Annotated in this window: 11 protein-coding genes; 4 read left to right on the forward strand and 7 right to left on the reverse strand. The window is 68.5% G+C overall.

Translation table 11 applies throughout. The features are described 5' to 3' along the window. Position 1 precedes the first annotated feature (1 nt). Both C8E96_RS29995 and C8E96_RS30000 read left to right on the forward strand, forming a co-directional pair. Positions 2–1,582, forward strand: a complete 1,581-nt coding sequence (locus tag C8E96_RS29995; protein WP_091377364.1) for a glycoside hydrolase family 66 protein — start codon at positions 2–4, stop codon at positions 1,580–1,582. Positions 1,583–1,727: 145 nt separating this feature from the next. Continuing rightward, on the forward strand, positions 1,728–4,025 hold the full coding sequence (locus C8E96_RS30000; RefSeq protein WP_228769993.1) for an ATP-binding protein: 2,298 nt from the start codon (positions 1,728–1,730) through the stop codon (positions 4,023–4,025). A gap of 15 nt (positions 4,026–4,040) precedes the next feature. Here the strand turns inward: C8E96_RS30000 and C8E96_RS30005 are convergent, their stop codons facing one another. The 4 genes from C8E96_RS30005 to C8E96_RS30020 all read right to left on the reverse strand — a co-directional run bounded on the left by C8E96_RS30005 (position 4,041) and on the right by C8E96_RS30020 (position 8,045). Beyond that, positions 4,041–5,765, reverse strand: a complete 1,725-nt coding sequence (locus tag C8E96_RS30005; protein WP_133794892.1) for a hypothetical protein — start codon at positions 5,763–5,765, stop codon at positions 4,041–4,043. A 53-nt stretch (positions 5,766–5,818) separates the two neighbouring features. Beyond that, positions 5,819–6,214 carry a hypothetical protein gene (locus C8E96_RS30010; protein WP_091377355.1) on the reverse strand — a complete coding sequence of 132 codons (396 nt, stop codon included), beginning with the start codon at positions 6,212–6,214 and terminating at the stop codon, positions 5,819–5,821. Then, a complete protein-coding gene (locus C8E96_RS30015; protein ID WP_091377353.1) occupies positions 6,211–6,645 on the reverse strand; it encodes a hypothetical protein in 435 nt (144 codons plus the stop codon). Before C8E96_RS30015 ends, C8E96_RS30010 begins: the two co-directional genes overlap by 4 nt. Positions 6,646–7,082: 437 nt before the next feature. Next, positions 7,083–8,045 carry a LuxR C-terminal-related transcriptional regulator gene (locus C8E96_RS30020; protein ID WP_091377350.1) on the reverse strand — a complete coding sequence of 321 codons (963 nt, stop codon included), beginning with the start codon at positions 8,043–8,045 and terminating at the stop codon, positions 7,083–7,085. Between the two features lie 47 nt (positions 8,046–8,092). Here C8E96_RS30020 and C8E96_RS34290 point away from each other — a divergent pair, with 47 nt between their 5' ends. Both C8E96_RS34290 and C8E96_RS30030 read left to right on the forward strand, forming a co-directional pair. Then, the gene (locus C8E96_RS34290) at positions 8,093–8,299 is read left to right on the forward strand and encodes a hypothetical protein (protein WP_091377348.1); all 207 of its coding nucleotides are present in this window, start codon (positions 8,093–8,095) and stop codon (positions 8,297–8,299) included. Positions 8,300–8,384: 85 nt separating this feature from the next. Continuing rightward, the gene (locus C8E96_RS30030) at positions 8,385–9,248 is read left to right on the forward strand and encodes a CPBP family intramembrane glutamic endopeptidase (RefSeq protein WP_091377345.1); all 864 of its coding nucleotides are present in this window, start codon (positions 8,385–8,387) and stop codon (positions 9,246–9,248) included. Positions 9,249–9,260: 12 nt separating this feature from the next. On the opposite strand, the gene C8E96_RS30035 is transcribed toward C8E96_RS30030, so the two are convergent. The 3 genes from C8E96_RS30035 to C8E96_RS30045 are packed head-to-tail and all read right to left on the reverse strand — an operon-like array spanning position 9,261 to position 12,125. Continuing rightward, positions 9,261–9,896 carry an NUDIX domain-containing protein gene (locus C8E96_RS30035; protein ID WP_091377341.1) on the reverse strand — a complete coding sequence of 212 codons (636 nt, stop codon included), beginning with the start codon at positions 9,894–9,896 and terminating at the stop codon, positions 9,261–9,263. 19 nt (positions 9,897–9,915) lie between these two features. After that, a complete protein-coding gene (locus C8E96_RS30040; protein ID WP_091377339.1) occupies positions 9,916–11,145 on the reverse strand; it encodes an adenylosuccinate synthetase in 1,230 nt (409 codons plus the stop codon). Beyond that, on the reverse strand, positions 11,145–12,125 hold the full coding sequence (locus C8E96_RS30045) for a hypothetical protein (protein ID WP_091377336.1): 981 nt from the start codon (positions 12,123–12,125) through the stop codon (positions 11,145–11,147). Before C8E96_RS30045 ends, C8E96_RS30040 begins: the two co-directional genes overlap by 1 nt. Between the last annotated feature and the right edge of the window lies 1 nt (position 12,126).

The raw sequence follows: 12,126 nt of genomic DNA on the forward strand, positions 1-12,126 counted from the left end.
CATGGAGATCTGGCCCACTCAGGCGACCTTCACCTCCGGCAGGCAGGTTTCGCTGGCGGTTTCATCCGGGGTCGCGGCGACCCTTGAGGTCGTGGTGACCCGACTCGGAGAGCAGGTCGCCTCGTCGACCGCTTCGGTACCCGCCGGAATATCCACTGTGGAGCTGGGGGTGTTCGATGACGGCGGCTACGCGGTGACCGCCGGGGACGCGAGCACCGCGTTCGACGTGCTGGCCACGCCGATGCTGCGGCCCCGATACGGGTTCCTCACCGACTTCTCCCCCGGCCGCGCCGACGCCGAGGACGCCGTGCTGGGCGTGCTGCGGCTGCACCTGAACATCGTCCAGTTCTACGACTGGATGTACCGGCACGCCGACCTGCTCGGCACCGAGGACGAGTTCACCGACGCCTGCGACAGCCCCAAGTCGCACCGGACGACCGCCGACCTGGTCTCACGGGTGCGGGCCGCGGGCGCGCTGCCGATGGCCTACGCGGCGACCTACGGCGTGGGCAAGGAATACGCGGCACGGCAACCCGAACAGCTGCTCTACCACGCCGACGGCTCCCCCCGGATGCTGGCGGACCTGTTGTATATCGCCGATCTCTCCGGGCCCTGGACGCCGCACATCGTCGCCGAGTACCGCGCGGCGGTCGACCGGCTGGGCTTCGCGGGCCTGCACCTGGACACCTACGGCACCCCGAAGATCGCCTGGGACGCCACGGGGACGGCCGTCGACCTCGCCGAGCAGTTCCCGCCCTTCGTGCGCGCGGTGCGCGACGAGCTGCCGTCGTCGACGCTGATCGTCAACAACGTCAACGACTACCCGACGTTCGCGACCGGGACCACCCCGCAGGACGCGTGCTACATCGAGGTGTGGGATCCGCACCTCGAGTACAGCCACCTGGTCGGCCTGATCCAGCGGGCGCGGACGCTCGCTCCCGGCCTGCCGACCATCCTGGCGGCCTACCTCGTCCCGTTCGCCGTGGCCCCGGCGGCGGAGGCGGCGTGGGCCGCACGCCTGTCGCTGGCGACCGTCTTCGCCCACGGCGGCCACTACCTGCTGTGCGGCGAGGGCGACGGCGTGCTGGTGCACGCCTACTACCCGAAGTTCGTCCGAGTCGACGCGGACTCCCAGCTCGTACTGCGCCGGTACTTCGACTTCGCTGTGGCGCAAGGGGATCTGCTGTACGACCCGGAGTCGCACGAAGTCACCCGGTCGTATCTGGCGAGCGAGGAGAACGACGAACTGGCGGTGTCGGCGGACGTGCCGGTGAGCGCGGACCCGCTGCCAGGACACCTCTGGGTGATCGTGCGGCGCAGCGGGCGGGGGCTCACGGTGCACCTGATCGACCTGGGCGGACAGTCCGAAGTGGAGTGGAACCGCGCCAAGTCGGTCGGCGGACCGCTGGACGGTGTGCGGCTGCGGGTCCGGTGGCCAGTCGCACGCGCGCTGTTCGGCTCCCCAGAGGCCGGCCCGGCCCTGCGCGCGGCCACAGCCACCCGCGACGGCGACTATGTGGAGGTGACCGTTCCCGCGTTCACCGCCTGGGCGACAGTGCACCTGCCGACCGAGCCCGCATGACCCCGGAATGGGGGTTTAGCAGCGAATGCACACCGGGCGACTCGCGGAGTCTGCGGCAGCTGACAACCCATCCATCCCGGCCAAGCCTGAAGATCTTTCGCCGTTTGTCCGCGCGCGGGGAGTGGGGCACTCTAGGCCGGTGATGGTGACCGGGCAGGATCGCACGAGCTACATCGGCCGCGATGACGAGCTGGTCCTGGCCCAGCGGCTGCTGGCGGCCGGGCCGCTGGTCACCCTCGTCGGGCCGGGCGGGGTGGGCAAAACCCGCCTGGCCGGGCGGATCGCGGCGAGGGAGGAGGCTCGCTTTCCTGACGGGGTCGTCCTCGTCGAGCTCGCCGAGCTGCGCGACGCGCAACTACTGGCCAGCACGGTCGCCGGGCGACTCGGGCTGCACGACCAGTCGTCGCGCCCGACCGTGGACGTGCTGATCGAGCACCTGCGCGGCATGCGGATGCTGTTGCTGCTGGACAACTGCGAGCACCTGATCAGCGCCTGCGCGGATCTCGTCTCCGCGCTGATCGCGGCCTGCCCGCAGCTGGTGGTGCTCGCGACGAGCAGGCAGTCTCTCGGCGTCGCGGGTGAGCACCTCATCCAGGTGCCGCCGCTGCCGCTGCCGCCGGAGCCGGACCGGGCGCACTCAGCCGAGCGGGTGGCCGAATCCGATGCCGTGCGGCTGTTCGTCGACCGGGCGGTCGCGGTGTTGCCCTCGTTCACCATCACCGAGGACAACTATCGCGACGTCGCCCAGCTCTGTCGCGAGTTGGAGGGCCTGCCACTGGCGATCGAACTGGCCGCAGTCCGGCTGCGGTCGCTGTCGCTGTCGCAGATAACCGAGCGCCTGTCGCACAAGATGCGGCTGCTCACCGGCGGCCGCCGGACCGCCCCGCGACGTCAGCAGACGCTGCGCACGCTGATCGACTGGAGCCACCAACTGTGCTCACCGGCCGAACAACTCGTGTGGGCGCGGGCCTCGGTGTTCTCCGGGTCATTCGACCTGACGGCCGCCGAGCAGGTGTGCGGCGGCGACGGGGTCGAGGACAGTGAGGTGCTCGACCTGATCCACTCGCTGCTGGACAAGTCGATCCTCAGCCGGGAGGACCAGGATGGACAGGCCCGCTACCGGATGCTGGAAACCCTTCGGGAATACGGCCATGACCTGCTCGAACGGTCCGGCGACCGGCCGCGGGTGGCCCGGCTGCACCGCGACTTCTACGCCGAGCTGACCGCGCGCTGGCACGCCGAGTGGATCGGGCGCGACCAGGTGGCGTGGGTGGCCCGGCTGCGGGCCGAGCACGCCAACCTGCGGGTCGCGTTGGACTACTGCGTCACCGAACCCGGCGAGGCCACCGTCGCGCTGGAGATGATCACCCGCGTCGACCTCTACTGGGGTATCCGGGGCGCACTGACCGAGGCCCGGCTGTGGCTGGAACGCGCGGATGCCGCCGCCCCACCGCGAGCACCCGAGCGGGTCGCCGCGTACCGGCTGGACGGGTGGTTCGCCCTGCTGCAGGGCGACACCGAAGGTGGTGTCGCCCAACTGGTCAAAGCCGGTGACCTGGTGGCCGAGACCGGAGACGAGGTGCAGGACGCCCATGTGACGCTGGTCTGGGGCATGGCCGCGCTGTTCACCGGCAACGAGGCGCGATCCAGGGATCTCTTCGCCCAAGCGCTCACGGCGTTCGACGCGCACCAGGAGCGGATCGGCGGTTTGTACGCGTCGTTCACCTTCGGGCTCGCCACCGCGGTGAGCGGCGAAGTCGACCAAGGACGGAGCCGGCTGCGGAAGACGATCGCGGAGTGCGAGGAGATCGGCGAGATCTTCTGGCGCTCGTGGGCGCTGTGGGCGCTGAGCGCGGTCGAATTGCTCTACGGGGACAACGACGAAGCCGAGCTCTGCGCCAAGCAGGGGCTGCGGCTGACCCAGTTGATCAGCAACCGGCTCGCCGAGGCATTCCTGGTGACCATCCTGTCCGGCACCGCCATGCGCAAGAGCCGGTACACCCGAGCCATGACCCTGATCGGCGTCTCCGACGCCATGTGGGACGCCCTGGCCGCCGACCCCGATCGCTTCGGCATGTTCGGAACCGAACGCAGACAACGAATCGACGCGTCCCGCAACGCCCTCGGCGACGCGGCGTCGGATGCGGAGCGGGCCCGCGGCCGGGCCCTGCCCAAACCCGAAGCCGTACGCCACGCCTTGGAGGAACCGACGACCACAGAGTCGACGACGCGCTCGGGAAAGCCGCTGACGAAGCGGGAGACCGAGATCGCCGACCTCATCGCCGAAGGCCTCACGAACAAGGACATCGCCGCGAAGCTGTTCATCTCCCAGCGCACCGCCGAAACCCACGTCGACCACATCCTGACCAAACTCGGCTTCCACAACCGCGCACAAGTGGCCGCCTGGACCGCGACCACTCCCCGCGCGAGCGAGCCCGAGTAACAGCCATCTCCCGCGTCAGTTCCTGCCGGGATTGACCACATCGGGTGCGAGCTGCTGATCGTCCGGCTGTTCCACCTGCTGGTCGGACCGGCCGCCAGTGCCCTCCTCGCTGCCATTGAAATCGGGTTTGTCCGGGCTGTAGGGATTCTCCCCGCCCTTGCGCTCCCGCGCCTGGCCCGCTTCAAGTTGCGCTTCGTAGGCCGCCCAGTTGTCGGCTATCGCACGGTCCGTTCGATACGTCCTGTCGATCCCGTCCTTCGTCTGCAAGCCCGCCTCGTGGTAGCGCGCAATCGTCGTCCTGAGATAACCAAGGAGGACCTCCCTGATCTCGGCCACCTGCGCGTCCGCCCAGGTCTGCACACCATCGGCGTTTCGCAGGTGGGCGTCGGCCGGATCCGATCCCACCAGGGCGCTGATTGTGGACTCGTACTCTTCGGCGGCTCTGAAGCAATGCCGCGCGATCTCCAACGTATGCTCCGGGTCAATTTCGAACCCCTTCGCACCCTTCGCCCCGCGTGGATTGTTTTGGGTAAAGTCGTACAGGGCCCGGTGCGAAGCTTTCAACCCAAGAATGTCACTCTCCAGCGTGGCGACGAAAGAGGTGTACTTCAATTCGTCGTCGTACAGGATGTCATTAATCTGGTCGACTTCCGCATGAAGGTCGGCGATGATTCCTTCGCGTGATTGCTGGTACGCCAAGTCACTGCTGGCCTTGTCCATCATGCCGTCGCCCAGGAACGCGGCGATGGACAGGCTCGCCGCGGCGACACCGGCAGGCGGATACAGGGCTAGAAGCAGGCTGCCCGCGGCCACCACCGCGAAAATCGAGCTGGATTCCGAGGTCGTGTCCTGGAACTCGAACTGGTCGAGTCTGCCTGCCGCCGACGTGACGGCGTTCACCACGTTCTTGCGAGTGTTCAGGACGATGGTGGCGCGGACATTCAGCAGATTCGCGAGGCTCCCGGCGATCTGGGCATGGTAGTGGAGCGTGGGCGTGGTCGACTGGAAGAACGCGTCGCTGTCGGAGCCGCCGGCGAGGATTCCCGGAACCAGTCCGGTCCAATTCGCCCACCATCCGATATTCGTCCCGGCGCCGTTCCATTTCTGCAGGTCGTTACTGGTGATGCCGGTCAGATTCGAGTGGCCGGTAAGGCCGACGCTGTTGTCGAGGTCCAACCCGAGAATTGCGCACAATTTTACCAGCGAGCCGTGCGACTGTTCTATCTCGCCCAAGTCGTGCGCGTCGAAGAGAGGGATCTTCGGGAGTAGGTTTCCCCGTTCCCGGCGGGCGAGTTCCTCGATTTCCCGGAACACCTGGTTGCCGATCGGGCAGGAGTCGTACTCGAAATCCGACGGATCATCGGTGTTTCTGATATCGCCGAACCCCCCGCCCGGCGGCCCATGGTCGGAGACGTCGCTGAGCGAACCCTCTTGCCCGTTCTTGACCCATCGCACGTACGTGCAGAACTCGTCGGGGTCGGAGTTCGAACTGCCGATGAGGCTGCCGGTGCCCCTGGTGTGCGTCTTGATCTGGGACGCCCACCTGCCGTCATGGTCCGGCGCGGGGTCTTCGGTGCCCGGCAGAACGTACCCACTCATCTCGTTGCACTTGTAGATGTAGTCGACCACCTCCGCACGCCAGCGGCGGTTCAGGCTTTCCTCGAAAAGATCAAGAGCCGGATCGAGCTGCTCGGAAACGAAGTTCAGCGGGCGAAAGCCCGCATCACTGTCAGTACTCATGGTTTCCCCCACTGGCACCACTGGCCGCACGGCCGTTCGGCGCCAAACCGCGGTCAGTCCTGCGGAACGGCATAGCAGACGCCTAACGACCCGACGACCGATCCGGAGACCGGTAGGTGGAAGATCTTCAGCGCTACGCCCCTCCCACCCAGATCGGGAATCGGCAAGCAGGACCGAGCCTCGTCACCACCCTCGTCGTACTTGACGTAGGTGTTGCCGCCGATCACCTGCAGTTCGATCTTGGCTTTGGCGCCCGCGACAGAGTTGTACGCGCGGACGCAGATCTGGTCGTTCCAGTACTCGTGAATGCCGTAGGCCTTCCACTTGCCCGCGTCGTTGGTGATCAGCTGCGTCCACGGGCGGTCGTCCGCCGATGCCGGCGCGGCGGTGGCGACACTTGCGGACACCAGCCCGGCCGCCATGATCACAGTGGTGATGAACTTGTTCACAGTTGCTCCCGAGCGGCCTGGTTTCCGAACGGGCTGTCGTCGGGGACGACGAAGCACGGACCGAGGTCCTTCAGGGTGGAGCCGTCGGTCGCGAAGTGGGTCACTTCGAGCGTGATGCTCTCGCCCGACAGGTCGGGAAGCGGCAGACACCGCCGCACGTCGTCTCCGCCGTTGTCGGTCCACGAATAGCTGTCTCCGAGGCTGATGACCTTCATGGTGACCCGCGCGTAGGCGCTGGACACCGAGTTGTAGACCCGGACGCAGAGCTTGTCGTTCCAGTGCTCGTAGATGCCGAAGGCCTTCCACGTCCCGCCGGCGGTCTTCGCGACGACCTCCCACGGCGCGATGGTCGCCGAAGCGGGGGCGGCTCCCCCGATGCCCGCGGCGACGATGGTCAGCGACGCGATGGCCGTACCAACGATCTTCTTCACTTTCTCTCCCCTGAGGTGATCTCGAGCTAAGCGAGGAAATATGCGCCTCGGGTTTCTCCCTTGGCCGCGCCCACAGTCGGCGCCGACGGGGACATTAGGCGTGGCATTTCCGGCTCAACCAGTGTCGAAACCGGCCATCGGCCATATCCGGTCATCATTGAGACCGGCATCATGGTCGGATCCGGCCGATGTCCGGATCCGACACTGTCCCTCGAGCAGGCGACGTCCTAAGGTCCGGCGAGCACGACGACATGGGGAGACATCAATGAAGCGCACTGTGGCGGCGGCCTTCGCCGCGCTGGTCGCGGCTGGGGCGATCACGGTGGCGGCCAACTTGTCCGCGTCGGCGGGAGAACACCCACCGCCACCACCACCGCCGTCGCCCTGCACGGATCCGTCAAACGATTGCGGCGAGCCCTGGGAGTGGTGACCTCACGTCACCGCAGCCATCCAAGCCGGGTGGCCGCATAGACCGCGGCCACTCGATTGTCGGCCTGAAGGACTTCGAGTAGCGCCGTCAGGTGCCTGCGCACGGTGCGCTCGCTGATGTCCAGGTGCCGGGCGATCGCACCGTCGGTCATGCCGGTGGCCAGCAGGTCGAGCACCTTGGCCTGAGCCGGGGTCAGGCCGTTGGGGCTGCCCGCTTCCCGACCTCCGACCGGCACGGCCAGCCCCCAGACCAGCTCGAACAGCATCCGCAAGGCGGCGACCACGGTCGGGGTCCGGATCAGCATGGCCCCCGTGCTGCCACTCGGATCGATCGGCACCAGCGCCGTGTGCCGGTCGGCGATCACCATCTTCATCGGCAGCTCGGGTGCCACCCGCAGTTGCCAGCCGACATCGACACAGGCATCGACGATCGCTTTGGCGCCGTCGAACCCGAGGGCGGCACGCTCGTACACGGCGCGCAGGACAACGCCTCGGTCGGCCACGGCGGCCGGAAATGTCATCGCGGTCCGCGGATCCGGCGGCTTCTGGGACCGGACGGTGCTGAAGGAAACGAATTCCTCGTGGGCTGAGAGGCAGAGTTCGACGGAAAGGGCACCGATCCGCTTCGGATCGGTGATCAGTTCTATGCCGGCATCGTCGACACCATTGTTCGCCCGGTACGCCGCCTGCAGGGAATGGAGTTGTTCGCGCGCGGCGACGATCATTCGTTGCTGGTCGAGCGCCTGCTTCTGGGCAGCGAGAATCGCATTGTCGACGGCGTGCGCAGGCTCGACCGCGGCGATCACCGGATTGTCCGGATCGGCCCGATAGCTGCGCCGCGCGAAGCCCTTCTCGATCAACTCCGCCATCGCTTCGCCGGTCGCCCGCGGATCGTCCAGCGAGATGGCGCCCTCACGCACCAGCGCGTCATACAGGTCGCCGGCGGCCGCCGACAGCAAGCCTGCGAGCATCGAACCCCCTCCGACTGACTCCCCGGCTCGGCAGACTACCCGGCACGGTGGAGCCGCTGCTGTACTTCGGCCCAGGCAACCGGCGTCGTCGGCTGGTCCTGCGCCCCCGCTACGCCGTCACCGGCGCGACCGACCCGGCCGAGACGTTCACCCGCCTGGTCGGCTCGGTCGCCATCGCGATGCTCCGGCGCGAGGCCGGCATCAGTGCTCAAAGCCGGACAGTTTTCGCTGGAAAAGACGGCGCTCTCCGGTGAATCCGCCAAGTGGACGAGTCTCGTTTGAGTGATACCCGCAACCGGACCGCGCAGCGGGGATCGGCATTGCCCTATACATTTCCGCATGGCCACCCGTATCGGACAACTGCCCGGCACGCCCTATCACCTGCAGGCGAAGACGGCGGCGTACCGCTGGTGGAAACCCCTGCTCGCACTGGTGCTGGTGTCCGTGGTGTTTGCGCTCGGCCAGGCGCTCGGTCTGGTGCTCCAGGTGGTGTTCGATCTGCCGGAGGGGTCGTTGCCCTGGGGCATGCTGCCCCTGGTCGCCGGGCTGGCCGTGACCCTCGTCCCCGGCGTCATGCTGATCGCGCGAGTCGTCGACCGCCGTCCCGGCGGCACTGTCTCCAGCGTCCTCGGCCGGATTCGCCTGCCGTGGCTGGGCTGGTGCTTCCTGATCGCGGCACTGATGCTGGTCGCGGTCATCCTGCTCAGGGGCGAGACTCTCGCACTGTCGTCCGTCACGCCACTCAAGCTGGTCCCGGTGCTCGTGTACCTCCCGTTCATCGTGTTTCAGGCCGCCGGGGAGGAGTACGTCTTTCGCGGTCTGCTCGTGCAGTCCTTCGCCTCATGGTTCCGTACCCCCTGGATCGGTGCGCTGATCTCCACCGCGCTGTTCGGCCTCGCCCACGACTACAGCGATCCGATGATCATCGCGGAGTTCGTCGTGTTCTCCCTGGCCATGGTCTGGATCACGCTGCGCACCGGGGGCCTCGAAGCCACCGTCGCCTACCACTCGATCAACAACCTGCTCGCCCTCTCCGTGGAGCTGACGAGCGGCGTTCACACCGAGCAAGGCGCCGCCCAGTTCACGCCACGGGAAATGATCGTGACCATCGGCGGCCACCTCGCATTCGCCGCGCTCATCACCTGGCTCGCCGCCCGCAAGGACCTTGCTCGAACGGCTTCACCCGCCATCGAGCAGGAATAGCGGCCGCCTTCCTCACGGGCTCCAGCGCCACACCAGCGGCGGCCTGCCGCCCTTGGGTTGCGCGGCGGCGTGCCGCTCGGTGCGTTCCAGGCCGGGCACCCGCTCCATCGTGCGGCTGAGGTTGGCCGGATAGGGACGGTCGCCGGTGAGGGACTCGGTCACGTCCAGTGCCTGTGCGGTGGTGAACTCGCCGCCCAGCAGTCCGGCGGTGAACGCCGCGTCCCGCCACAGCCGGTCGGCGAGCATCGGGCGGCAGTCGCCGACGATGCGGTCGTGGTCGAAGGCCAACGGCGGCACATCGTCGAGCGGAGCCCACGTCGCGCGGTCGCCGTCCATCCGGCTCACGTCGAAGGTGCACCACAGCGCGATCGACAACGTCGGGCCGCGCGGGTCTCGGGAGGGCTCGTCGAACGTCGTCAGCTGACCCGTCGCCGAGATGGCCGCCGAGGGCACCCCGAGCTTGCCGGTCACCGCGCGCCGGGCCGCGTCGCGCAGCCGCTCGCCCTTGCCCAGAAGAACACCGGGCAGGGCCATCGCGCCCGCGAACGGGTCGAACGCGCGGGGAGCGACCCCGAGCAGGACCGCTCTGGAGTGCGGGTCGAAGCGCAACGCCAGCACGTCCACCGACACGAGGGTTGACTCGATCACGGGCGGATTCTCCCGCATCTCACCGGTGGACCGGCGCCCGCACCGCGTAGTCGGCGCGGTCCGGCCCCGCGCCCGTCACCACCACCGGAACGCCCAGGTGCTCCTGGAGCCACGCCACCGGGTCCGGCAGGGCGACCAACTCCGGTGTGCGGTCCGCGAGGAACTCGGTGAGCCCGGATTCCGGGAGCGGCGCGTCGTACGAGGTGGCCACGGAGAGCCCGTCGACGTCCAGGTGCGTCACCGCCAGGGCGTCCACGCCACCGCACGCCGCCACCGCGTAGCGCAACAGCACGGCGTCGAGATGCCCCGCGCGCCACGATCCCTGGTACTCGCCCGCGCCGTTGTGCCGCTCCGGGAACCGGGCCAGCACGCTCTGGTCCTCGGTCGGGAACGGCCCCGCGCCATGGCGGGTCTGGTACGTCCTCGTCACGCCGATCACCGTGGCCGCGCGGCCCCCGAGCAGGCCGACGGCGTTGTCGGGGGTCACCGTCGACCAGGTGGTGTGCGGGTGGAATCCGCGCCACTGGTCGAGCAGCACGCCCTGGGCGCCCTCGAACACCAGCCTGCCCCGATCGGCGAGCCTGCCGACCTCGTCGCCGGTGGTGACGCGGACCGCGCCCGCGAAGTCCCGGTACAGGGCCACCAGGTCGTCCACCGAGGTGCCCGCCCCGATCAGCGGCTCGTAGAAGCGGGCCAGCGCGTCGAGCTTCGCGCGCAGCACCGACGGTCGCCCGCAGTCGCCCACCACCGGCGGCGGACCGGGGACACCGAGCACCCGCTGGCTCTCCACCACATCGCCAGGGCTCGCCCCCGCGAGCAGCGAATACCAGACTGTCTCGCCGATCCCCTTGCCGCACGAGCCGTGCCGGCCACGGCCCCGGGCGTCCTCCCGCGCCCGGTTCGCGGCCACGTGAATCGGCGTGGTGAGCAGGGCGTCAGCGTCGATCGACAGCAGCCGCAGCGGGTCGGCGACGCCCAGCGCCGCCAGTTCCTCCGACTCGCGGGCCAGGGCGATCGGCTCGACCAGGACGTGCCGGGAGAGGTGGGTCGGCACGCCCGAGAGCGTGCCGGACCCGAACTGGCTGAACGTGTGGTGGCGGTCCCCGACGACCACGTTGTGCGCGGCTTGCGCGCCACCGTTGAACCGCACCACCGACACCACCGGGCTTTCGTGGCACAGCGCGTCGACCACCGCTCCCTTGCCTTCGTCGCCGAACCCGAGCCCGACGACGATGAGGTGCCCGTCCATCAGTTCAACGTCACGTCGTCGGGGCCGTCGAGCAGCGGGGGCGTGGGCGACGCGGCCACCGCCTTGCCGCCCGCGTGGACGAGTGCCTTGCCGACCGACACGCTCTCCGCCGCGGACCCGATCTCGGCCAGGTCCACCATCGCCTGATCCAGGTCGACCACCCGCTCCTCCATGCCGATGGTGGCCGCGATCAACTCGCACACCGCGCCCGGATCGTCCAGCTTGAGGAAGTTCTGGCCGAGCAGGCCGCGCCAGTGGTCGGCGATCTCCGGGTCGTCGTAGTACGACGACTGCTTGGGCAGCACGAAGTACACGTGCCACTTGCGTTCAAGTTCCCGGTATACCGACGCCGGGTCGATGTCCTCCCGCACGTCGTCCCCGATGATCCGGCGGATGTGCTGCGCCTCCAGCCGCGGCTTGTTCAGCTCGTCGCCGATCAGGAACAGGTAGCCCTTGCGCCCACGCTTCTGCCACGCGTCGGTCACCACGTGCCGGGCCACGAAGTAGGCCGCGAGCTCGTAGGACTCGCTCTTCTGCCCGCCGCCGTTGCCCTCCAGGAAGATGGTGCGCAGTTGCTCGTCCATCCGGTTGTCCGACTCGAACTGCCCGACCTGCAGCGGCACCCGGTCACTGTCGGCGTCGCCGATGCCGCCGAACATCAGCTGCGGATCAGCCAGGTAGCCCTTGCGCTGCAACAGGCCGTGCAGCCTGCCCAGCTTGCCTTGCATGATCTTCGGCACCGTTCCCATCGAGCCGGTGACGTCGAACAGCACCGCGATCGGCGTGGAGTCGGCGTGGTCGGCCGAGTCGCGGCACTCGCGCGCCACCACGCCTTTCGGGTCGAGCGCGGGGTCGGCCTTCCACTCGCTCCTGGCCCGCGACCGCAGCGCGGAGGTGTAGCCGAAGTCGTCCACTCCCTTGGCGGCGCGGAAGGTCCGGGCCGCCGCGTAGGCGTTGTCGTCCCATTTGCCGTGTCCCATG

It is taken from the genome of Actinokineospora alba (assembly GCF_004362515.1).
In the GTDB taxonomy this organism is placed as follows: domain Bacteria; phylum Actinomycetota; class Actinomycetes; order Mycobacteriales; family Pseudonocardiaceae; genus Actinokineospora; species Actinokineospora alba.

Bases quoted from the DNA above. Each gene is read 5' to 3' on its own strand.
- C8E96_RS30030 (WP_091377345.1), top strand. From the start codon at position 8,385: ATGGCCACCCGTATCGGACAACTGCCCGGCACGCCCTATCACCTGCAG.
- C8E96_RS30040 (WP_091377339.1), bottom strand. From the start codon at position 11,145: ATGGACGGGCACCTCATCGTCGTCGGGCTCGGGTTCGGCGACGAAGGC.
- C8E96_RS30045 (WP_091377336.1), bottom strand. From the start codon at position 12,125: ATGGGACACGGCAAATGGGACGACAACGCCTACGCGGCGGCCCGGACC.
- C8E96_RS29995 (WP_091377364.1), top strand. From the start codon at position 2: ATGGAGATCTGGCCCACTCAGGCGACCTTCACCTCCGGCAGGCAGGTT.
- C8E96_RS30005 (WP_133794892.1), bottom strand. From the start codon at position 5,765: ATGAGTACTGACAGTGATGCGGGCTTTCGCCCGCTGAACTTCGTTTCC.
- C8E96_RS30020 (WP_091377350.1), bottom strand. From the start codon at position 8,045: ATGCTCGCAGGCTTGCTGTCGGCGGCCGCCGGCGACCTGTATGACGCG.